The 23,747-nt window shown below is 47.1% G+C and carries 22 protein-coding genes; 4 read left to right on the top strand and 18 right to left on the bottom strand.

Annotated elements, in window-relative coordinates:
- Positions 1-115: 115 nt before the first annotated feature.
- Positions 116-538 (top strand): hypothetical protein, encoded by a 423-nt coding sequence (locus MKY01_RS12895; RefSeq protein ID WP_076318675.1) that lies wholly within the window; start codon positions 116-118, stop codon positions 536-538.
- A 199-nt stretch (positions 539-737) separates the two neighbouring features.
- Here the strand turns inward: MKY01_RS12895 and MKY01_RS12890 are convergent, their stop codons facing one another.
- The 13 genes from MKY01_RS12890 to MKY01_RS12830 all read right to left on the bottom strand — a co-directional run bounded on the left by MKY01_RS12890 (position 738) and on the right by MKY01_RS12830 (position 17,109).
- Positions 738-3,911: a bifunctional cytochrome P450/NADPH--P450 reductase gene (locus MKY01_RS12890; RefSeq protein WP_339286523.1), complete on the bottom strand. Its 3,174-nt coding sequence runs from the start codon at positions 3,909-3,911 to the stop codon at positions 738-740.
- Positions 3,912-4,210: 299 nt separating this feature from the next.
- On the bottom strand, positions 4,211-4,765 hold the full coding sequence (locus tag MKY01_RS12885; protein WP_339286522.1) for a glutathione peroxidase: 555 nt from the start codon (positions 4,763-4,765) through the stop codon (positions 4,211-4,213).
- A gap of 215 nt (positions 4,766-4,980) precedes the next feature.
- Entirely contained in the window at positions 4,981-5,706 is a 726-nt protein-coding gene (locus tag MKY01_RS12880) for an LUD domain-containing protein (RefSeq protein ID WP_339199155.1), read from the bottom strand.
- Complete coding sequence (locus tag MKY01_RS12875) at positions 5,696-7,213, bottom strand: LutB/LldF family L-lactate oxidation iron-sulfur protein (protein WP_339199152.1); 1,518 nt, start codon at positions 7,211-7,213, stop codon at positions 5,696-5,698. The genes MKY01_RS12880 and MKY01_RS12875 overlap by 11 nt, the downstream gene beginning before the upstream one ends.
- Positions 7,210-7,938 (bottom strand): (Fe-S)-binding protein, encoded by a 729-nt coding sequence (locus tag MKY01_RS12870; RefSeq protein ID WP_017688927.1) that lies wholly within the window; start codon positions 7,936-7,938, stop codon positions 7,210-7,212. Before MKY01_RS12870 ends, MKY01_RS12875 begins: the two co-directional genes overlap by 4 nt.
- 113 nt (positions 7,939-8,051) lie before the next feature.
- Positions 8,052-8,813: a DeoR/GlpR family DNA-binding transcription regulator gene (locus MKY01_RS12865; protein WP_339199147.1), complete on the bottom strand. Its 762-nt coding sequence runs from the start codon at positions 8,811-8,813 to the stop codon at positions 8,052-8,054.
- Between the two features lies 1 nt (position 8,814).
- A complete protein-coding gene (locus MKY01_RS12860; protein WP_339286521.1) occupies positions 8,815-10,308 on the bottom strand; it encodes a rhamnulokinase family protein in 1,494 nt (497 codons plus the stop codon).
- 235 nt (positions 10,309-10,543) lie between these two features.
- Positions 10,544-11,059: a DUF2500 domain-containing protein gene (locus MKY01_RS12855; protein ID WP_245838093.1), complete on the bottom strand. Its 516-nt coding sequence runs from the start codon at positions 11,057-11,059 to the stop codon at positions 10,544-10,546.
- Between the two features lie 111 nt (positions 11,060-11,170).
- A complete protein-coding gene (gene pepF / locus MKY01_RS12850; protein WP_339286520.1) occupies positions 11,171-12,973 on the bottom strand; it encodes an oligoendopeptidase F in 1,803 nt (600 codons plus the stop codon).
- Positions 12,974-13,817: 844 nt separating this feature from the next.
- Positions 13,818-14,177, bottom strand: a complete 360-nt coding sequence (locus MKY01_RS12845; RefSeq protein WP_036608849.1) for a helix-turn-helix domain-containing protein — start codon at positions 14,175-14,177, stop codon at positions 13,818-13,820.
- 267 nt (positions 14,178-14,444) lie between these two features.
- Positions 14,445-15,008, bottom strand: coding sequence for a 6-phospho-3-hexuloisomerase (gene hxlB / locus MKY01_RS12840; RefSeq protein ID WP_339286519.1), 564 nt, complete (start codon positions 15,006-15,008; stop codon positions 14,445-14,447).
- Positions 15,009-15,012: 4 nt separating this feature from the next.
- Positions 15,013-15,645 carry a 3-hexulose-6-phosphate synthase gene (hxlA, locus tag MKY01_RS12835; protein ID WP_036670570.1) on the bottom strand — a complete coding sequence of 211 codons (633 nt, stop codon included), beginning with the start codon at positions 15,643-15,645 and terminating at the stop codon, positions 15,013-15,015.
- A 381-nt stretch (positions 15,646-16,026) separates the two neighbouring features.
- Positions 16,027-17,109: a lactonase family protein gene (locus tag MKY01_RS12830; protein WP_339286518.1), complete on the bottom strand. Its 1,083-nt coding sequence runs from the start codon at positions 17,107-17,109 to the stop codon at positions 16,027-16,029.
- Between the two features lie 214 nt (positions 17,110-17,323).
- Here MKY01_RS12830 and MKY01_RS12825 point away from each other — a divergent pair, with 214 nt between their 5' ends.
- Entirely contained in the window at positions 17,324-18,253 is a 930-nt protein-coding gene (locus MKY01_RS12825; protein ID WP_036670567.1) for an AEC family transporter, read from the top strand.
- Here MKY01_RS12825 and MKY01_RS12820 read toward each other — a convergent pair.
- The 5 genes from MKY01_RS12820 to MKY01_RS12800 form a co-directional block, all read right to left on the bottom strand.
- On the bottom strand, positions 18,231-18,821 hold the full coding sequence (locus MKY01_RS12820; protein WP_339286517.1) for a DUF2062 domain-containing protein: 591 nt from the start codon (positions 18,819-18,821) through the stop codon (positions 18,231-18,233). The two genes, MKY01_RS12825 and MKY01_RS12820, sit on opposite strands and share 23 nt — an antisense overlap.
- A 58-nt stretch (positions 18,822-18,879) precedes the next feature.
- A complete protein-coding gene (locus tag MKY01_RS12815; protein WP_036608858.1) occupies positions 18,880-19,338 on the bottom strand; it encodes an OsmC family protein in 459 nt (152 codons plus the stop codon).
- Positions 19,339-19,358: 20 nt separating this feature from the next.
- Positions 19,359-20,126: a DeoR/GlpR family DNA-binding transcription regulator gene (locus MKY01_RS12810; protein ID WP_339286516.1), complete on the bottom strand. Its 768-nt coding sequence runs from the start codon at positions 20,124-20,126 to the stop codon at positions 19,359-19,361.
- A 137-nt stretch (positions 20,127-20,263) separates the two neighbouring features.
- On the bottom strand, positions 20,264-21,394 hold the full coding sequence (locus tag MKY01_RS12805) for an NADH-dependent flavin oxidoreductase (protein ID WP_339286515.1): 1,131 nt from the start codon (positions 21,392-21,394) through the stop codon (positions 20,264-20,266).
- A 187-nt stretch (positions 21,395-21,581) separates the two neighbouring features.
- A complete protein-coding gene (locus MKY01_RS12800) occupies positions 21,582-22,259 on the bottom strand; it encodes an SOS response-associated peptidase (RefSeq protein WP_339286514.1) in 678 nt (225 codons plus the stop codon).
- A 228-nt stretch (positions 22,260-22,487) separates the two neighbouring features.
- Between MKY01_RS12800 and MKY01_RS12795 the strand changes: the two genes are divergently transcribed.
- Complete coding sequence (locus MKY01_RS12795) at positions 22,488-23,009, top strand: hypothetical protein (RefSeq protein WP_339286513.1); 522 nt, start codon at positions 22,488-22,490, stop codon at positions 23,007-23,009.
- A gap of 44 nt (positions 23,010-23,053) precedes the next feature.
- Positions 23,054-23,725 carry a hypothetical protein gene (locus MKY01_RS12790; protein ID WP_339286512.1) on the top strand — a complete coding sequence of 224 codons (672 nt, stop codon included), beginning with the start codon at positions 23,054-23,056 and terminating at the stop codon, positions 23,723-23,725.
- Positions 23,726-23,747: the final 22 nt, after the last annotated feature.

Here is a 23,747-nt window from a genome sequence, read left to right as displayed (position 1 = left end):
CTCCTCTATTATAAAAGAAACCCCATTAGCCCTAACGAACATGGGCTATCAAACGTACACCTTCCTCCCCCGTTCCTTCATATACTAGGTACAAATGGCGAACGGAGGAATACTTATGAGCTGGCAGCATCTCCATACTGGAAAAACACTTCAGCAGCGTCTGGCAGAACTCCAGGGGCACCTTGCAGAACTGAATACTCCACTCTCCGGGTTGGAACCGGGACGTATTCGTCGTGTCTATCCAAGGCAGTTTATCAAAGTAAACCGGCAGTTATTCATTCCACTTAGTCTGAATTCCATTCGGGTATTCGATATTCCTCGAACACGGCGAGGCGTCAGAGTGGGAATCCGTACGACTTTCCCTTCCAGGAATGCATTTAACAATATCAGACTTGTGGGCGTGGGACTGGATTATCTTGAACTCCAGGGAAAAGGCAGAGTCCCTTCCCGTATATTATTTCCTCTTTCCAGCGTCGAGTCGATCTATCGGCCAACCGCCGGAAGAAAAAAACTGAAACGGCCGTGTACCCGGAAGTAAAGCTGGTTCTTTTCGCAAGCCATACAATGGTTCCCAAATGTCTGCATACGGGTGCTCCCTTCCAATATATAATTATAACCCATGCAACCACTTATCTGCTGAAGAATCATTTTATGTCAAAAAGCGGTGAGAACAGAACTGCTTCTGTATCTCACCGCTCAGCCAGTTACAGATCAAGCTGACCCTTCACATGTGTACATCAGATGCCTGTCCATACGTCCTTGGCATAACGACCTTCCTGCTGAAGCTGATTAAGCCAATCTTCTGCTTCCTTCGCGGATTTGCCATGAATATCAGCGTATGCCTGCTGGAGTGTGGCTTCCACATCAGGTGCCATCTTGCTGCCATCACCGCAGATATACAGATGCGCTCCCTCTTCAAACAAAGGAATCAGATGACGGGCATCGTCTCTCATCAGATGCTGTACATAACATTTCTCCTCCCAGTCTACACGGGAGAAGGCCGTATGAAGCTTCACAAGCCCTTCTTGCTGGGCTGCTTCCAATTCATTTTTGTACAGATAATCATGCTCGGGATTCCGGCATCCAAAGTACAGGTGGGCTTCGCCAACCTCACGACCTTGTTCCTTCAATACGTGCCTTGCCTGCAAGAAACCTCGGAATGGAGCAACACCTGTACCCGGACCTACCATGATAACGGGAACCTGTGCATCCTCCGGCAGTTGGAAGCCGGATTCCGGTGTCCGCGTGAACATGACGATCTCGTCACCCGGTTTCAGGTTTGCCAGATAGTTGGACGCAATGCCTTTGTATTCTCCCTGTCCACTCCATGCTGGGGCGCGCACAACACTGACCGTAATACTCGCTTGATCGGGCTGAACACGCGGTGAACTGGAGATCGAATAATATCTGGCTTTTAGTGAAGGCAATAATTCAAGGAAACGCTCAAACGGCAGTTCACATGCCTCATATTTCACCAGATAATCCAGCATGGAGATCCGTTTATTCCGCACTTCATCCATATACACAGATTCATCAAGCAGCGCTTCAAGTTCTTTCTTATGCGGTGGACATACGGTGTATGCTGCCATTTCTCTCAACTGCGCACGAGTTGCCGCCTCCTGAAGCTCAACGCTATGACTGAGCAGATCATAGAGGTTCACCGGTTGTTGCAGCGGCAGATGCGCGGCACTGCGACCGGATGCATCCAGAACAAGATGCTCCGTTCCGGTGAATCCATAACGACGCAATACACGTTCCACAAGTTCCGGTGGATTCTGTGGCAGAATGCCCAGATGATCCCCTTCCTTGTAGGTTATGCCTTCTGGCAATTTGATCTCCAGGTGACGTGTGCTTCGTTCACTGCCCGCGTCGTGAAGCTCCCTGTTCTCAAGTACTTCTGCCACATGGGCATCATACGTATCCGCAAGCGGTGTTACGGCGAGCCCACTGACAAACTGTACAGATAGGGAACTGCGTTCGCTATTGGAGCTTGTGTTCAGTTTCAGTCCCATCGTTCGTGCGAGATCTGGCCATAATTGCTCTGTCCAATCCCCCACCTGTTTCTCGAAATCTCCACTGGCATCGGACTCACCCAGCGGTGATAACCGCTCTGCTCCTTTGGAAGATAACTGTTCATCTATTAAACGCGGAATACGCTGATAGGTGCTGGCCCAGTTGTGGTCACCGCATCCAAGAACGGCGAAACGCACACCTTTGAATTCATTCGCATCTGCATGTTCGATCCACTCGACAAACATCTTGGCATTACTTGGCGGCTGACCATTATAGGATGCACTGACAATAATGACGGCACCCTCCTTTGGCAGTTTGCCAACACGATCATCCAGCGTAGCAACCTCACTCCGGAAACCCTGATATCTGGCGGTATCTGCAATTTCACGTGCAATGCCTTCAGCGGTACCCAGATTGGAACCGTACAGAACAAGCATCGGTGTGTGGTGGGCATTGGCTGCATCCGGCTCCGTTCTTTTGGCAACTGGCTTTGGTTCTTCAACCGCTACACCCGGAACGGCCATGACTGGCTGCCCGCCACGCGCACGTACACGAATTGTGAAGTTATCCGGTTTGAGTGTCAGCGTTTCTTTCACTTTTAACTGATAATCAGAATGATCTATGAAGTCAAAATGCTTCAACACCATGCCCAGTACCAGCGTTGCTTCCTGAAGTGCAAACTGCTGACCAATGCAGGCCCGTTGACCGTTACCAAAAGGTTTATAGGCATCATGCGGCACTTTGCTCGGATCTTCGAACCGTTCCGGGCGGAATTCCTCTACGTCGTCTCCCCAGGCTTCGCGGTCACGATGCAGCTTGGGAATAAGTACACTGACACTGTCTCCTTTTTGCAAAGGATATTGACCCGCAAGTACCGTGTCCTCTTTTGCATACAGGGAAAATGCCGGGGCCGTAGGCCATAACCGCAGTGCTTCATTCAAAACCATGCGAACATACTTCAGATTGCGAACCTGGTTGTACGTGGGAACCGGATCTTTCAGAATCTGATCCACCTCAGCTTGTGCTTTAGCCAGCGTATCCGGATTCTTCATCAGATAATAAACGGCGAAGGATAACAGTCCACTTGTGGTCTCATGTCCAGCAATCAGGAATGTAATAATCTGATAACGGATGTTCTCATCATCCAGCGTTTCTCCTGTTTCCGGGTCCTTGCCGCTGAGCATGTGGGACAACAGATCATCTGCGCCTTCCTGCGGTTTCTCTTTGCGCTCGGCAATAATGTGATCCACCAAAGAGAACATGGAACGGATATCCTGTTCAAACTGTTTCTTTTTGGTGATCATCAGCTTGTCTTGCAGACGCAGTCGTTGCAATGAACTCATGGATTCATCCAACGCACGAACCATACTCGTAATGAATGGATGTGGTTCTTCCCGATAGAAGCTGTTAAACCGATAGTTGAACCCACACAGGCCAATCGTGTCGAGCGTAAGACGTGTCATATCATCCGGAACGTTAACCGTCTCATCCGGGTTCAATCGTGACCATTTCTGAACCAGCTGCACAGCCAGATCAATCATTTTGTTGTGATATCCCTGCATCGCACGTTGACTGAAACTTGGCAGCAGTACGTTATGGGCTTTTTTCCAATTCGGCTCCTCGGTCCAACTCGTAAATAGCCCATCTCCTGCAAAAGCACGAACCTTCGCAAGGGGTGCCCACACCCGTTTGTCGAATTTGGATTCATCTGTTACCTCGGCGACCAGTTCGTGACCGGAAATATACAATTCACTTCGTCCGGGGTACTCCATACGAAAGATCGGTCCGTATTCTTCAGCCAGTTTCACCAAGGATTGCACCGGCTCTTCAAAGTTCAATTGCGGCAAATTGCCCAGTGGGCCAAATGTTTTTGGTTGAGGCACTGAAATTGGTGGCATGACACTCACTCCTTCTTTCCAAGTTAAGAGTTCTACAACTAAAAAATAATGACTTGATTTACAGACTCGATTACACTTACTCTTCAGATCAACAGATTCAAGTTATTTTTTGCACATTTTCACATTTCATCCAGATAACGATAAAACCACAATAGAACTAACTGACCAAAATGGTATATTGGTCATTTTCGATTAAAAAAAATGGAGCCCTTCGTTATCTTCTTTTACCCTAACATTTCCAGTTCTAATCTTCAACAGTCCCAAAGTCATAGGACCTCAGGACAGGGATTAAGGTATACTTATGATTCCTTCAACAAATTCTGAATAACTGACTCCATCTCTAATGGAGCTACTGTCGTTTCATAACGGCCATGGACGTTCCCACTGCGATCAATCAGGAATTTGGTGAAATTCCATTTGATGCCGTCACCTTGATACAATTCTGGATGCTTCTCCTTCACAAAGGTGTCCATCCACTGTCCTTCCTTCGTGTCCAGATCATAACCTTGAAATGGCGCTTCTGTAGTCAGATAACGAAACACAGGATGCATCGATTGCCCAACGACCTCAACCTTCTCCAATATCGGAAAGGATATCTGAAACTGACTTCTGCAATACTCAGCTACCTCAGCGCTACTACCAGGTTCTTTGTCGTTAAACTGGTTGCACGGGAACGCCAGAATCTCCAGCCCCTGATCACCATATTTCTCATACATCTGCTGAAGTTCACTGAATTGCCGGGAGTAGCTGCACCGACTTGCTGTATTCACAATAAGTAGCACCTTCCCTTTAAAAGCAGAAAAATCACTCTTGTATCTATCCATAAACGGAACTTGGTAAGAAAATATACTCATCTGTATTCATCCTCCTCTTTCTCTTTTATATCTCATATGAACTCTCTCTTGAGATGGATTATACACCCCCATTCTTAATAGGTGAAATATATAATTAATATAATTTTAATAGCTTTTAACTATAGTTAACAAAATAAAAAACTGCCCTTAGCAGTCACACACTGCATCTCGGACAGTTATCAAAATCATGATGTGCCATCACACTCAACACACCGTTAACCCATAATTAAACCATATACAATGCCTGGTCCGTGAACGCCAATGGTTAAATCATTTTCAATATCGGAAGATCGGCTTGGCCCTGAAATAAAGTGGATGCCTGCCGGAAGGTTTTCTCTTCCCACTTCGTCAAATCGATCCAGCGTCTCACCCAGTCTGGTGTACAGTCGATCTACTGGAATAATGATGATGAGTACCGTAGGCAAGAGACTGACTGAACGACCTTTTTCCGGTGAAGAAAGTACAGTAACCGAGCCTGTGTATGCTGTTGCATAATCCGCCATAACCACACCGATATCAGCCTCAGCTGCCCGAGCCTTCCAGTTCTCATCCGCCTGACTATTCCAGACTGAGATCTGTACATCCGGAAGCTGCTCTTCCAATCCGAGATCCTGTAACGCCTGTTCATTCTGACGAATGATATACCTGGCACTCAGTTCATGAGATTTGTTGGCTATAAATTGAGATACTTCTTCCATATTCTGAACCCGGGCAATGTGTGCGCCTACACTCACAAAGTTATCTGTAAATGCTTGAATACGCTTCTCTTCATCCCATTCCAGCCCAGTCCAAAAGTCGGGTGCTCCCCGAAAGGGTTGGGTCGGCGCATGTCGTTGCCTTGGTCTTCTCAATTTCGAAGCAATGTCATTCATGAACTGCTCCTGTTTCTCCATGGACTTCTTCTCCAATTGCGCGAGCCATTGCTGATGTTCAGTGACCATGCTTATCCTCCCCTTCTTCTCGTTCACGAATAATCTGCTCCATACGACTGCGAACGGAAGAATCCATGACCGGTTGCTCTTGGTTCAGTTCCTGATCCAGCTTGTTCCATTGTTGCCGGAAGGATTTCTTGGCGAGACTTGGGGCAACCCGATAATTGTTCCAGCCTTTGAGAGGACCCAACTTGAGAGAAATACCGTTGTTGCGTACAACTGCCTTCTGCCCGATCTGTCCCAGGCGTATGGCCGCACTGAAACGTTTGGAATTGGATACAACAGCGGCAAATCCCTTCATGCCCATGCTTTCCATTTTGTTTCCATGGCCGTCTTCCACTTTACGCCTACGTAGATAAACGAGCATATCATGCAATGGAATTTTAACTGGACATGCTTCATAACAGGCTCCGCACAGACTTGAAGCACCCGCAATATCATTCCATTCATCAATGTTGCCATTGAGTGCAGGAGTCAGTACTGCGCCAATCGGACCACTATATGTTCCACCGTAGGCATGACCTCCAATATGGCGATATACCGGGCAAGCATTCAGACAAGCACCGCAGCGAATACAATTCAGCAACTCCTGGAATTCAGGATCACCGAGTTGAAGTGATCGACCGTTGTCCACGATAATAATGTGCATTTCATCTGGCCCATCCGCATCCGCCGTACGGCGAGGACCTGTGATGCCTGACATGTACATTGTTAATTTCTGACCTGTTGCAGAGCGTGGCAACAAGGTTGCCATGACTTCCAGATCCGTCCACGACGGGATGATCCGCTCCATGCCCATCAGTGTAATCTGCGTTTTTGGAACAGTGGATACCATACGGGCATTGCCTTCATTTTCGAACAAAACCATGGAACCTGTCTCTGCAATCGCAAAATTGCAACCGGTCATGCCGATATCTGCTTCGAGAAACTTCTCGCGCAGCTTTTTGCGAACAAATCCGGCAAGTACCGTTGTGTCCGGCTCCAGAATTTCGCCCGCTTCCTTCGATAACAACTCTGCAATCTGGTAGCGGTTCTTATGGATGGCTGGAATGACAATATGAGATGGCGCCTCGCCTGCCAGCTGAATGATGTATTCACCCAGGTCGGTCTCGATAGCTTCAATGCCCGCCGACTCCAACACATGATTCAGGTGCACTTCCTCCGACACCATCGATTTGGACTTCACCACCGTAGAAGCCTGCTTGTGCGCCGCAATATCCAGCGCAATCGCCGCTGCTTCCACCGATGTATCTGCAAAATGAATATGAACCCCGTTCGCACGGGCGTTATTCACAAATTCATTCAGGTAATAATCCAGATACGCAATCGTATGCAGACGAATCTGACGGCCACGCTCCCGCCATTCATCCCAATTTCCATGTTCTTCTGAGGCAGATTTCTTCCCGTTACGCAAACGTTCTGTCGTGAATTTGACTGCTTTTCGCAGAAAATCATCATTCAAGGCCAGTCCGGCACGTTCTTTGACCGTAGTATCCATAACTCCCGGTTGGCTCATCCTGTTCGCACCCCCTCATACAGTAGTTCCGCCAGATGCATCACACGCACCGGTTCATTCCGATAACGCAGATTACCTGCGATATTCATCAGACAGGCCATGTCCAGCCCCACCAATACTTCGGCTTGTGTCTCTTTGACATGATCGACCTTCTCCGTCACCATCGCTCCTGAAATATCGGACATTTTGATGGCAAACGTGCCCCCGAACCCGCAGCAATCCTCAGCAAATGGGAGCGGAACCAATTCCAGACCTTTTACTTGAGAGAGTAGCGCCATCGGCTCATCCTTCACACCAAGCAGACGGCTGCCATGACAGGATGGATGATAGGTTACTTTGTGCGGAAAATGTGCGCCCAGATCGGTTATCCCGAGTACCTGAACGAGGAATTGAGTAAACTCATAAGCTTTGGCTTCCAATCGTTTTGCCTTCTCCAACCATACTGGTTCATCCGCAAACAGCTCGGGATAATGATGAATCATATACGTACACGATCCCGAAGGACATACCACAAAATCACTGTCGTCAAACGCTTCAAGAATCGTTTTGGCCGCTACCCGAGTCTCATCCCAGTACCCGCTATTGTAGGAAGGCTGACCGCAGCAGGTCTGCACCGGCGGGAAATCCAGCCGAACGCCATGAGCGGCGAGCAATCTGACCATGGCTTCCCCCACTCGGGGATAGATGGCATCGCTGAGGCAGGTAATGAATAAGGAGACCTTCATAATTACACGCTCCTATTAACTGATTAGTAGATGAATTGACTAAGAATATTTACACTGGACACTCCGTTTCGTGTAAATGTTTAGTTCATTTTATATAGATAAAATCTGAAAGATTAAACCGTGATGATACCAATATCGTATCCGCTCAAATGTTCTGTCTGTTCAGCCTCCAATGGCTGATCGGTAACGATCATATGGACTGCATTTAACCCGGATACTCGGGCAAAAGCACGTACACCAAATTTACTGGCATCTGCAAGTAAGATGACTTGATCTGATATGCCAACCATCTTCTGCTTCAGCCTTGCCTGGAGTTCATTGGATTCACTGATTCCGCCACCTTCGAGATGTACACCTTTGCACGACATGAACATTTTATCCACGTGATACGTTTCCAAAGAACGCTCCGCCAGCGGCCCAACAAAAGACAACGAGCGCGATGCCAGCTGGCCCCCTGTTGAGATGACCTCAACCTTGTCACGGTTGCTGAGTTCAGTGGCGATTTGGATCGAGTTGGTTAAGACCGTCAGCGGAAAATCCGGCATGTTCGCTGCCATATAACCTGCCGTTGTGCTCGCATCCAACAGAATGCGATCACCCGGATTAATCATCGCCAGAGCCGCTTGTGCAATCCGCTTCTTCTCTTCCGCATGGGTTGTCTCCCTGATCCGGTAAGGGATCTCCGGTTGATCTTCCTTCACACTTACTGCACCACCGTGAGACCGGCGCAGTCGTCCTGCCTGTTCCAGACGATCCAGATCCCGCCGGATCGTTTCCTCCGTCACCCGGCAGCGCTCACTAAGCTCGGATACACGCATACTGCCCTTTACATTCACCATCTCCACAATCCGGTCATACCGCTCGGCTGCCAGCATGTTACACCTCACTCCCCGCTTGTGAATTAGATGAAGCCGTCACACGCAGAAATCTGCCATAAGCATCTTCCCAGATTGATCCGTCCTGCGGCTCATACACAGTTACCGGGAATGAATCACGAATGGCCTTACGCGCTTCCCAGATATCTTTAAAAGCTCCGCTCGCCATCCATTGCACAGCCATATTCCCGATGGCACTTCCCTCTGCTGGACCCGCCCATACCGGCTTACCAATGGAATTTGCAGTCCACTGACATAACAGGCGGTTCTGGATGCCTCCACCGACCATATGCAATCCGTTGAACGCCTGACCCGACAATTGCTCCGTCCATTCCAGAACTCTTCTATACTTCAATGCAAGACTCTCCAGAATTGCCCGGGCAATAGCCCCCTGATCCTCTGGTACCACTTGCCCTGTATCACAACAATACTGACGTATACGTGTCGTCATATCTCCTGCGGGCATGAACAGTTCATCATCCGGATCAAACAAACTGGCAAATGGGGGTGCCTGTTCCGCCTTTGCCAATAACGCATCATAGCTAATTCCCTGCCCCTGGCGCTCCCACTCCCGCATGCTTTCCTGCAAAATCCATAAACCCATAATGTTCTTCAGCAGACGGAATGTTCCGCCCGCCCCGCCTTCATTCGTGAAGTTCAAGGCCAGACTCTCGGTACTAATTGCAGGATGATCTATCTCCGTACCCATCAGGGACCAGGTTCCACAGCTCAGATAAGCAAATGAACGTTCCGCTGCAGGAACAGCCACAACGGCTGAACCCGTATCATGCTCCGCAACAGCGATCACGGGAATCGGGGACAATCCCAGATCGTTACAGATACTGCTTCGCAATTGTCCAACACGGGTACCTGGCAACACGGCTTTACCAAACAGTTTCTCCGAAATACGAATATGCGCCAGCAACTCACTATCCCACTGCCCCGCTGATGGATTGTATAATTGTGTTGTGGTTGCATTGGTGAACTCATTCACCGCTTCCCCTGTCAGGAAATAACGTAGCAAATCCGGAATCATGAGAAAACGCTCTGCTTCATGAAGCAACGGGGAACCGCTGCGTTGAAGCGTTGCCAATTGATACAGGGTATTAAAGCTAAGAAACTGTATCCCTGTACGTTCGAAGATTCGCTGAGAGCTCAGCTCTTGGCGTACCTGATCCATCATGCCGTTAAACTGTGTATCACGGTAATGATACGGGTTACCAAGCAACTCACCATTACTGCCAAGCAAACCAAAATCAACGCCCCAGGAATCGATCCCCAGGCTCTCCGGCTGTTCTCCCTGCTGTTTCACAAGGGTAAGCCCCTGCAACAATTCATGATGCAATCGCAGAATATCCCAGTGCATCCGCTCGCCAATCTTCACTGGTTCATTCTTGAACCGATGAATTTCGCTTGTTTCGATCCCTCGATCATTCAGATGTCCCAGTAGCGCTCTCCCGCTCCCAGCGCCCAAATCATAAGCCAGCACACTCACCGCGCTTCACCAACCTTTCGAACCCATCCTATTTTCCAAACGGTATCCCTTGATTCAGACCGTAACTCTGTACTTTATTCTGTATTTATTGTTTGTTTGTTTTTGTTTAATACTGTTTTACTTTATTTTACGAGTATATCACCAATGTAAGCGTTTGAATAGCCTTCAGTTTTTCTTTCTTTTGGGTATACCAAAAACGACTCTCTCCCACCTGGGAGGAGCCGCATTTCTTTTTTTACGTATAAAATTGACCTTTGCTTACCCCCGACTGGGGTTGTACATCTCTCTCAAAATGCTTGAAACGTGTCCCCTGATACGTCAGCATCCCTCGATCATTTTCCACCATCATACCATAATGGTTTCCGCCAACAATCAGTTCAGTGCGCTCCCCATTGTCGAATTCAAATGTAACATAATACCGGGTAGTCGCACTGCTATCGCCGCTTCCACCTGAGACTTCCGTTCGTTTAGCCACCACTGTTGAGTGCAGGGTTAACAAGGCTGCTGCGTTATTTGACATCCCTGAGCGTATGCCTGAAATAATAACAAAAACAATAACTCCCGCAATGATGAGAAATATGGCGCCAATGAAAATCGAAGCAAATGCATTCATTGTAGCAAACTCATTAAATCCCGAAAAAAAACCACCCTGATTGCCTTCAAAACCTGGTACTCCATTCATGTCGTCAAACACACCAAAGCCGTCTACGCTTAATCGGCCCATCGATGAGGACACGCTCGTTAACGCCATTCATCATCGTTCCTTTCCCCTTGCAAAAATAAGATGCACCGCCCCCCACGCAAGGAAGGCGGTGCATGCAGACAACCCGTTCTGCCTTGTCCATATACTATATGAACCAGATCAGGAATACAGACGTTCAAGTTCGTCGACCAGACTGCCGACATAAGCAACCGCAGAGCGAATCGGCTCAGGTCCGGACATATCCACACCCGCAAGCTTCATTAACTCCTGTGGTGTGAGACTTCCACCAGCTTTGAGTGCATCAAGCCAGCGATCTACCGCAGGCTGTCCTTCTTCACGAATCTGCTGTGCAGCCGCTGTGGAAGCCGTCAAGCCTGCCGCATAGGTATACGGATATAGTCCCATATAATAATGAGGCTGTCTCATCCACGTGAGCTTGGCCCCTTCATCAATTACCAGATCAGGTCCCCAGAATTCGGAAAGGATGTCTCCCTTGAGTTGACTTAACGTCTTCGCCGTAATGGGCTCATCATTGGTTGCGCGTGCGTACACCCTGCGCTGTAATTCACCTTCCAGCAGATGTGTAACGAAGTTATGGTAATACGTGTTCAACAATTGCAAAATGACCCAGCGACGCATTCTCGGATTATCGGAACGCTTCAATAGATGATCGGCCAGAAGCATTTCATTCATGGTCGACGGCGCCTCAATGAAATAAAGAGATGGCCGTGTATTCGTGAGCCGTTGGTAACGTCCCGCAAGCATGAAGTGGCCTGCGTGCCCCACTTCATGGGCAAGTGTAAATGCTCCGCGCATATTGTTCGCCCATGAAATTAAGATATAAGAGTGTGAACCATATATAGAGGAGCAAAATGCCCCTGTGGATTTGCCTGCGTTATCTGCGTAATCCACCCAGCGATCACTGAATGCGCGCTCTACGATCTCGCCGTACTCCGGCCCAAGCACATCAAGTGCTTCTCGAATGAGTATGCACGCCTCATCATATGTAATGGCAGGGCTAAATTCAGGATCAAGCGGCGCCTTCAGATCACAAAACATCAGTTTGTCCAGACCCAGCTCACGTTTCTTGAGAGCCGCCAGTCTGCGCATATGAGGTGCGAGTTCCTGCTGGATAATATCCAGAATATTATTGTACATCTCTTTGCTCACTTGCTGTGGGCTGAGAAGCATATCTGTAACATCGTCGTAACCACGCAGCCTGGATAAAACAACCTGTTTCTTCACTTCGGTTGCATAACCTTCTGCGAACGTATTTTTGTAATCATTTAATGTCGAGCTGAATGCAACATAAGCAGAACGGCGCAGCTTTGTATCAGACGACATCTCATAATTATTTTCATAGAATGACCAGGACAGTGGACGATTATTGTCCTCTCCATCAAGAGCATCGTCAAACGTCATGTCTGCCAGTTTACCGCGCAGATAGATACGGTATGGCGAATCCAGTACCTCTCCTAATGAAGCGAGTACCTTCTCGGTCTCAGGCGTAAGCCGATGTGCTTTTTCTCGAATCAAACGCTCCAAACTGCGCGCATACGGCTCCAATTCCGGAAGCTCTTCAAGATAACGCTCAACTGTTCCCTCCGGCAGATCAACGATCTCCGAATTGACAAAAGACAAGGACGACGACAGATTTGATAGGATATCTCCTGCCTTGGCTGAATTCTCAATATTAACCGGATTGGTGCTGTCCTCTGACTGCTTCAGTCGAGCATAAGACGCCGTCTTGCTGATTCGCTCCTGCAAAGCTTCACGCGCATCCAGACAAGCCAGTAATTGTTCAGCCCCTTCGCCCAGACGTCCTTTGAACGTTTCGATCTGGGCAGCAGCCAGAGGAAGTGATCGAAGCTCCTGCTCCCACTCTACATCGGTTACAAACAAGTCTTTCAGATCCCAAGTCGTTTCTGGGTTTACCTCAGCACGTGTACGTATTTTTTCCATCTTTAGTTGTCATCCTCCTTGCATTTTCCAATATCTCTCATCGTATCATATTCCGCGCATCTATACATGACATCTCTTAAAATGAGACTCAGCATTGTCGTAGATAACAGTTGATCTCTCAATATTCATCAAATACAGAAGGTGAATTGGATTGGAAAATAGATATAATTCCTTTTAAAGAGCAAAATGGCTTAACACCGTTGCTACTGGCATATATTTGAAAAACGCAAAAATAGTAATGAGATACATTATTATATAATTTTGAATTGCGTATTATCATACATTTTTCAATCTTTTAATAAAAACAAAGACTTGCGTTAATAGTTAGAGAATAAAATGTTTACATTGATTAAAGAAGTATGCTATTGGAGGTTCGAGTGATTTGAACTTAAATGTAATAATGAATTTAATTATGACTGCTATGTTGCTATTCATTTTTCTTTTTCGAAACAACGTAGCTGTATTAGTTTTTAGTGTTGTATTGTTCGGAATAATGCTTTTCACAACGAATAATCAAAGAACCAAATGGAATGTCGTAACGCTTGTAATTCTATCAATAGTAATGATTATTTGGAATATTTACCTCTGGATTTGATTGAATAGAATGCACCTTGTAACCTCTCCTTGGTTTGTTTATTAATCCGTTAACTCGCTAGCGTTCCGGATCCATAAAAAATCATACAAGGAGTTTTTTCTCAAACATCATATTTCTTCATATTAGAAAAGCTGTCCTCTACGTTTCGTATAAAATTTTGCTCATGTGACAAAAATTTAAAAGTAACTAAAAAACCGCTGGTTTATGGTAGAATCCATTTACCTAGCGGTCATTCTAACTATAACTTATTTAGCTTTCTTTCCAGATTACATTTTCGCCGTAATTTTTACCCCAGTTATACATTGCGTGCAGGACGGGCATCAGACTTTGACCGTGATCTGTCAACGTATATTCCACCCGAGGTGGTACCTCTGCATACACCTTGCGCTCAATCAGTTTGTCTTCCTCCAGCTCACGTAACTGGTTGGTCAGCATCTTCTGGGTAATATGAGGGATTAGGCGTTTCAGCTCACTGAAACGTTTGGTGCCTTCCAGGCCCAAGTGCCACAAAATAATCAGTTTCCACTTGCCACCGATCACCGCAAGGGTCAATTCCTTCTCACAGTTGATTTCTTTCAGATTAATCCGTTCCTTCACTTCGGACGCCATGGCTCCGAGCCCCCTCATCTTCAATCTTATATCGCGTATATTACGCATATCACGGGGACACTTCACACGAGGTAAGTTTTCCGCTCCATGCATGATGTAATAAGTACATTCATTCGATACAGCTATCTATTAATTCTACTACAGCCTGGTCGGGATGCAAAGTTTAACTGTAAATCACGGATAAAACCTATACAGATGAATGATTATGTATCGCAGAAAAGACCAGAACCCTTCATAATCAAAGGATTCCGGTCTTTCATCTATTCACTATTCCAGGTTCGCGTGGCGGCCAAACATATCCGCTCCGGTCATACCCTTCATTTCCATCATCGTAAGAATGAGAGCATCCATGCCGATTAACAGTCCTTGTTCGAACAACGAGCCCATCGGCTGAATGGTTACTGCCGCTCCGGAAGTTGCTGTGTCCTCTTTGGCTGAAGCCGGGAGACGTACTACCGTAGTTGCCAATTTCCCAATCGTGGACTCTGGCTTAATCGTAATGAGACCTACAGGCGCACCAGCTTGACTAGCCTTTTGAGCCATGGCCACCAGACTGCCTGTTTCTCCTGAGCCAGAGCACAGCAAGAGGAAATCCTTCGAGCTGATCCCAGGTGTTACGGTCTCGCCCACCACATATACACGAAGCCCCATCTGCATCAGTCTCATGGCAAAAGCCTTCCCCATAAGTCCTGACCGGCCTGCTCCTGCTACAAAAATCTGTTCCGCAGCCAGAATGTGCTCAGCCATCGCTTGCATCTCTGCATCTTCGATCTGGCTTAACGTACGTTCCAGCTCCTTCAAGATGTCAGCTGCGTACTGTGTTTTGCTCATCTGCTTACCCTTGTTTAACGAGACGTTGCATTTCAGCTGCAACTGCCGCTTTGTCTGCTTGTCCTGTGATACCGCCGCCTACAATAACCAGATCTGGTTGTGCTTTGATTACTTCTGGCAATGTTTCCAGCTTGATTCCACCAGCAACAGCCGTTTTAGCATTTTTCACAGCAGCTTTGATCGTTTGCAGATCTTCGAACGGGCTTTGTCCTTCAGCTTGTAGGTCATAACCTGTGTGTACACAGATGTAATCTACGCCAAGCGCATCAATTTCACGAGCACGTTGTTCCAGGTTAGGCACGTTGATCATGTCTACAAGAACTTGTTTGTTTTGTTTCTTCGCTTCTGCTACTGCACCTTTGATCGTACTGTCATTGGTTGCCCCAAGCACAGTGATCAGATCCGCACCAGCTTCAGCTGCTTTCATGATTTCATAACCACCAGCGTCCATGATTTTAAGGTCTGCAAGAACTTGCAGATTAGGGAATGCTTCTTTCATCGCTTTAACCGCGTGCAAACCTTCATTAATAACGATTGGAGTACCAATCTCAACGATATCAATATATTGTTCAACCTCTTTAACCAGTGCGATACCTTCAGGGATATTTACCAAGTCAAGCGCCAATTGCAATTTCATCATTTATTTCTCCTTTGTTGTTCAAGTATGATTCGTTCCTGTAAAAATAATAATCAGATATTTAGCCTGCACCAATTTGTCTGTTCAGATGCATGCAGTGTTTGTTTTGGCTACTCACTCATTGTAGACCCTGACTATCCATTCAGGAAGTACGCACTTTGAAGTGGGGTAGTTACTTGGGGGATACTATTGATAGTTATTCGTTGTTAGGTGAATCAAATATAGAATTAATCCTCTATTCCAATCCACATGCTTACAGCAGAACAGCAGCCTAATCATCCAATTATATATTCAATATAAAAGACCCCGCCACATGGCAGGGTCTTTATCTTTATCGTTTCATTTTCAATCCAGCCAAAGCTGGTTTAGAAATTTATCATTTTACAGATATACAGGTTTCACGCATACCGGCTTGGATACACCTGTGCTGTGACCAGTGTATTTCAGACGTCCGCTCTCCTGATCTACCGTGAATGTCACGAGGTTGTTGGTATCGCGGTTAGCTGCGATCAGCAATTTGCCGTTAGGTGTCAGCGCAAAGTGACGCGGGTGCTCCCCTTCTGCAGATACATGCTCAACCAGTGTCAGGTGACCTTTATCTGCATCTACTGCAAATACAACGATGCTGTCATGTCCACGGTTAGAACCATATACATAACGTCCATCATTGGAAACCGTGATTTCGGCTGTTGTATTCTCTTTGCCATCATATCCATCAGGCAGTGTGGATACAGTAGACAATTCAGTCAACGTGCCCGCTGCTGCATCATATTTGAACGAAGTAATGGAAGAATCCACTTCATTGATGACATATGCGAACTGACCATTCGGGTGGAACGCCAAGTGACGTGGGCCTGCTCCCGGATGTGTTTTGGTTTCACTGTGCAGCACAAGTTCATTCTTGTCTGCATCAATAGAATAGATCGCGATGTTATCTGCGCCCAGATCCTGTACCATCATGTATTTACCATCTGGGCTGAAAAATGCGGAGTGAACATGTGGCTTGTCCTGACGTTCAGGATGCGCACCTTGTCCTTCATGTTTCTTCTCGTCCAGAAGCGCTCCAACTTCACCGTTATCCGTCAAGGCTTGCAGACCTACCAGACCACCGTGGTAGCTGGAGAGGATCAAGTATTTGCCGGAAGGATCGCGCTGGATATGACATGGTGGAGCTGAAATGGAGTCATTCCGGTTCAGCAACGTTAATTTTCCTGTAGAAGGATCAATGCTCAGAGCTACAGCTTCAGACATTTTGTTGCCTTCAGCTGACGCTGTTTCACCAATCGCATACAGTTTGTTACTTTCAACATCCACGTTGACAAACGTTGGGTTTTTCACACCAGCGATGCCGTCAAGCTTGGACAAGCTGCCTGTATCCTCATTCAATTCATATGCATAAATGCCCTCATTTTCCGCTTCGGCGTAAGAGCCAGCAAGTACGAGCAAGCGTTTTGATTCACTCATTACAGTTTCCTCCTCTATGTGTATGTAATCTTGTTGCACCTCTTCTATAATAAATCTGCCATATCAAAATAGCAATCCGCTGTCGCTGCACATCAGGGAAATCCTTAGTTAAGCAAGGCGATTACTACACATCATCATACTGAAATCCATTCATATGAGATGCATCTTCTGCTATGATAAGATAGGTTTTTCATCCAGAAGGGACTGAATTGCATTGCTTCACTCATTTTTACTCACCTTATACCATGTGTTCTTGCCGATATCACTTCCCGTGATCGGAGGTATTCTGTTAAAACGCTTTAAAAATTGGGATACCCGGTCGCTCTCGACCTTTTCCCTTTATATTTTGAGCCCTGCGCTCATCTTCAATACATTGCTGCATGCAGAGATTACCTGGACGGACGTCACCAGCACGTTCTGGTTCTCTATTATTAATCTGATTGCTCTGTGGGCCCTCGCCGAGCTGTTGAGCCGGGTGTTCCGTCTGGGTGCAAGCGAAAAAGCGGGTCTCACCCTCGTCTCCACGTTTACGAACTGCGTGAATTACGGGCTCCCGCTTGTACTGCTTGCCTTTGGTCAGCTTGGACTGGACAAGGCTTCGGTCTACGTCATTGGACAGATGATCATTGTTAATACGGTAGGTATCTTTTTTGCCGCGAGATCCGAATTCACGGTGAAAGATGCGATCCTTTCCGTTTTCCGCATGCCATCTATCTATGCTGCTGGCATCGCCATTGCGCTGCGTGCATCCAATCTGAGCCTGCCTGAAGCGCTGGATGGAGGGATCTCCATGCTGGCTGCGGGTTACTCTCCTGTCGTTCTCGCTATTCTGGGAGCACAGATGCTCAGACCAAAAGGTGCAACGGTGCCTTGGTTGCCCAATGTACGCCGAGCTTTCTGGACCGGGCTTGTGGTCCGTCTCGCAGCTGCGCCAATTCTGTCCTGGCTGATACTGACCGCTCTTCAGGTCGAAGGTACGTTGTTCAGTGTGCTACTGATCCTCGCATCGATGCCGACCGCAGTGAACGCCGTTATTTTGGCTGAACAGTTCAATGCTTCTCCGCAGTTTGTATCCCGCTGCATTCTGTGGACCACCGCTGCATCCATGTTGATGCTACCCATTATGATTGTGATGGCTTCCTGATTAATACCGGAGGTGATACCGAAGCGATATCCGCTTGGCGGCGTTTCTCCAGCCGGCGTTCATAACGCCGGTTGAGCGCTCTGACGTAGAAGAATTTTACGACAAAGTACGAAATCACACCCAGAATGACACCAAACACGGACATGCCTGCCAGAATATCCAGTCCACCAAGCAACAATTCACTCACGGCCGACCAGTTCCCGCGAAACAGCTCCATGAATGCACTCTCATGTACCGGTCCCTGTCCCATGCTGTGCGCAGGCAATATCCATGAGCCAATTTGTTTCGCGAGCGGCATCAGGATAATAGGTAAAAACGTAAGTTTCCCGATCACATTACCAACAATGGCTGCTGGCACCGAACCCCCAGACAGTCGCACAATCGGATAAAATACGAGATATATCAGAGAAGCCGTCGAGATCACGATCAGTTCCAGTCCGAACCCTATGGCAAATCCGGTAGATACTTTATGAGCACCTCCGGGAGCACGTAACAATTTGAGGAAATTCAGCTTCATAACACGTGTTAAACGTACCCAGAGGTTAGTCTTGCGCTTCTGTGTGTTCATACCGAATTACTCCTTATTTTACACAAATGACAACTTGAATCGTCTATTCTTCAGTATATCACACCGCGTTAGCTCCAGTGATAACAATGACTGGCTGTGTCTCCATCTGGACATTACCTGCCACCGCTCGGGAGATCATACAGGAGGATTCAGCCTTATGCGCCAAGCGCTCAGCCTTTGTCAGATCCGCCTCAGAGGCATCTGCGCTGAGCACAATCCGAGGTCTATGTACGATCCGTTCGTACGTAAATACGTTATTCGTAACATCTACCGTTGCTTCCGATTCAAGCGTTAATTCATCCGGCGTAATATCCGAACGCTCCAGCATCGCTGCCAGCGTGATCAGGTAACAGGTGGAGGCTGCACCCAGCAGCATCTCGTCCGGGTTAGTTCCCGTACCGGGTCCGCCCATCTCCTGCGGAATCGATATGACCGTTTTTAATCCACCTGCATCGATTGTTCCCTCACTGTTACGCCCACCATTCCATACCGCTTTCAGATGAAAAGGATGTTTCATGACATTCATTCCTTTCTTGTTTACACACGTATACACGTAATATTCTGCTCAATCAATGCGCTAACGTGCTCTTCATCTACACCCTGATCTGTAATCACTTTGCCCACACTGTTCATCTCAGCAACTCTGGTAAACGCCTGTATGTTAAATTTGCTGGAATCTGCAAGTAGAATGACCTCATCCGCAATATGGATCATTTTCTGCTTCACCAAGGCCTGTAATTCATTGGATTCACTGATGCCTTTGGTCAGATGCACTCCTTTGCAAGACAGGAATACTTTATCCACATGATAGGCATCAAGCGAACGTTCCGCCAGCGGTCCTACAAAAGACAGTGACTTCGAAGCCAATTGCCCACCTGTGGCAATCACACGAATCTGCTCCTTGTTACTCAGCTCTGCGGCGACCTTAATCGAGTTGGTTAATACCGTCAGTGGAATGTTCGGCAATCCTGCCGCCATATACCACGCCGTTGTACTTGCATCCAGGGCGATCCGGTCGCCGGATTCCACCATTTTCACCGCTTCGCTTGCAATTCTACGCTTCTCTTCTACATGGGCTACAGCCCGTTCCGGATATGGAATCTCCGACTGTAACTCATCCTTGTATTTTACGCTGACCGCCCCGCCATGGGACCGTCTGAGCCTGCCCGCCTGTTCGAGCTTGTCCAGATCACGACGAATCGTCTCTTCCGTCACCCCGCAGCGCTCACTAAGTTCGGTCACACGCATGCTGCCTTGCGTATCCACCCATTCCACTATTTTCTCATACCGTTCAGCTACGAGCATATTCCTTCACTCCAAACCGTTGATTATCCAGTTAATCCTGTTCATCCATCATACCACAGAGCGATGACAAGGAGAATTTGGACCATGTGCAAAAAGAGGGAGCTTTCGCCCCCTCCATTCCAGTTCTGAAGTGTATCTTATTTATCTTCTGCCATAGGGAACCAGCCCGGTGTGTGGATGATTGCATTCCACAACCCGTCAGGGATAACCAGACGTTCCTGATCGGATTTGGTCAGAATCGTTTCAATATCTTCTTCCCGTCCGCTCTCGATTTTCTCGACCCAATCCGGTTCAATAATCAGCTCACGTCCAATGGCAAGCAGAGGTACTCCTGTTTGAAGCGCCTCAGCGGCCTGATCTGCCGTATGAATTGAACCTACGCCGATCACAGGCAATTTGCCGTTCACACGATCCAGGATGAATTCCATTCTTGAACGCGTATCTGCTTCGCCACGTCTTGGCTTGGACCAGAATTCGTTCAGGGAAACATGCAGGTAATCCAGGTTTTTATCTTTAAGCGCATCCACTAGTAGGTACGTATCTTCCATTGTGAGTCCCGGTGTTTCCGGTTCTTCCGGAGAGAAACGGTAACCAATGATGAACGGCAGTTTGGTATGTTCGGCAACCACTTTCTGAATCTCATCCACTACAGCAAGTGGGAAAGAAAGACGTTTCTCGACACTACCGCCCCAACGATCTTCACGTCGGTTGGAATGAGGGGAGAAGAATTGCTGGATCAGATAACCATTAGCACCGTGAATCTCAACACCATCAAAGCCGGCTTCAATTGCACGACGTGTCGCTTCACCAAAGTCTTTGATAATCGAAGTAATCTCGGCATCCGTCAATTCTCTTGGTTCAGGAGATCCTGGACGCTCACTTGCAACCGCACTAGGAGCAACCACTTGACCCGCAGGTACAGCTTGTTCAGGAGTCAGACGGCCCGCATGGAAAATTTGCAATACAGCTACGGAGCCCTGTTGTTTCATGGTATCAGCCAGTTTTTTCAGACCAGGAATGAAGCGGTCGTCATATACGCCAAATTGAGCCGGGAAACCAATGCCTGTCTCTGTTACATGCCCTACAGCCGTAATTGACATGCCCGCACCACCGGTGCGACGTGCATAATAAGCAAGTTCAGCGTCGGATATCGTACCATCTGCATTCGAGGACATATGAGTCATGGGAGCGAGCACGATACGGTTTTTCAGTGTAATGCCAGTCGGTAGTGAAACTTGTTCAAACATCTGGTTAAACTTTGGATTCATTCGTGGTTCCCTCCTGATTATAAATATCTCTTTTAATAGATATATGAATATATGCGTTCACTTACTGTAATGATTATAGTTACGTTTCACTCCAATTGCAACTTTTCATTTTCAGAAAGGAAAAAAAGAGCAGAGTGTCTCCAGACTCTCAGCCCTCTTCATTTTCTTCACATCTTCCAAAGGTTACTCAGAAACTCCGAACGTAAGCCAGCTTCTGATCCATCTCTTCTACGCATTCGTAACAGTCGTGTTCATCGTTGGCGACCATTGGGGTTACCGGATACAGATTCATCTCTGTACTGTTATACGATTTCAATAGTGGTAACAACTGAGTCACTCGTGTATTGGCAGGATCAAGCCAGGTGTTGATCTCTTCTTCGGAAAGGATCGCTGGCATTTTACTGCCAAACTCGCGTGTAACCATATTTGCACCTGTCATAAGCATCGTGCAGGTACGAAGCGGCTCTTTCCGTGTATCTCTCCACACCTCATATAACCCAGCAATCCCAAACAGGCCACGATCCGGCATAACAACACGAACCGCATAACTTTTTTTGCCCTCTTGCCGCCAGTAATATAATCCATTGCAGGGAATAACGCAGCGCTTGGTCTCTACCAGTTTGTAATAGGAAGGATTCTCATGCACTGTCATGAGATTTGCGTTAACAGCATCACGACCCCAGAATGGAATGAACCCCCACCGGAACTCATCCAATACACGCTCACCATCCTGATGCAAAATAATTGGCGTATGCTGGGTTGGGCTGATATTGTATCGGTTTTTGTAATAATACATCACTCGCTGAATCTTGAAATGATCTCTGATATCGTCCAAATCGGCTGCCAATGAAAAACGGTTGCACATGTTCAAGCACTACCTTTCCCTAAGAGAAGTTGAACGTATTGTTTGTAATTTTAGGGAAATTATTCATGAACATTGAACAGGAAATGACTTATTTTGACACCATTATGGTCGGATCAAGATATATTTCATGTTTTTCACGACAAAAACAACGACCTCGGACTCATTTCAACTCCAATATTACTTGTTACTATAATAGAGAATAAAATACATTTATTGGAGGTTTTAAGTATGAAAAGGAAAATCTTGATGAGCATCATGTTGTTCTCAGCGATTGCGATGTTTGGCAGTACCATCTATGCGGCAACCTTTCTGACCTACGGTTATCCCAGCACCACCATCCCCATTCGTACGTATAATTACGCCGCCGCATGGCAGACTCCCATGGACACTTCCCTTACCAACTGGAACAATGCAGGTGCCAAAGTTAAATTCACCAAAACAAGTAACTCCCCAAACACCATCACCGCAGGAAACTTCAATAATACAGCATATGGTGTCAACTACGCCTCCGTATCCGGCAGTCAAGTCGTAAGCTTCCGCATCGAACTCAATGCATCCACAATCACCCCTGACGCGACCAACTTATCCAACTTCATTCAAAGCGTATTTGTCCACGAACTCGGACACTCCATCTGGCTCGGTGACAACCCGACAACAAGTAGTCCTTCCATTATGTCTTACTCCCGTAACCGCAATTCCATGACCCAACCCCAAACTTTTGATATCAATAACGTAAAATCCAAGTACTAATCCGCTACGAACTTATCCCAAAAATCCAAGGAGGATTCCTGTCCATGAACAAAAATCGAGTATTAACGCTGCTTCTCTCTTCCATTTTCATTTTATCTGCTGTTGGATGTTCTTCTGTTACACCTACCGCGTCCCCATCCGATGTACCCATGACCATTATTGCTTCTGAAGATTACCCGAGTTATGGCAGCATTGGCGACCTGTCCGAGAGAGCAAATACCATTGTAAAAGGTAGTGTTGTTGAGACTCGTGTGGAAGCTTTAAACGATATCGTACAAGTTACTGATGCTGCCAATGAAAACGAGTTAAACCCTGCGTCCGATCCGGGCGGAGAGCCAGCTTCTTTTGACAAAATCTATACGATCCACACGATTCAGGTCGCTGAATCCTATAAAGGCGGTTACACTGCCGGGGAAAAACTTGAAGTGAAGCAACTTGGCGGACAACTTGGCAACACCGAGATTATTAATGATGACAACCTCAAGCTGATTCCTACCAAAGACTATGTACTCTTCCTGGAAACGTATGAAGACACCCCTGCCAGCCTGCTCAACTCCGTTCAAAGTCTCTACGTGATCAAACCTGCCGCCAAGTCGAATCAGCCAGGTCAGCAACAATCACAGTCAGAAGTCATTGTGAGCGCAAACCCCGAGAATGACCTCACACTGCAACTGGAGGATCTGCAAAAAATTCAGAACGAACAAAAGAGCGAATAAACTCTTATACGGTAATCACACC

This window comes from Paenibacillus sp. FSL R5-0486 (genome assembly GCF_037975155.1).
Taxonomy (GTDB): Bacteria; Bacillota; Bacilli; order Paenibacillales; family Paenibacillaceae; genus Paenibacillus; species Paenibacillus amylolyticus.
Note: the sequence above shows the minus strand (reverse complement) of the source record. Positions and strands in the feature narration are given on the sequence as shown.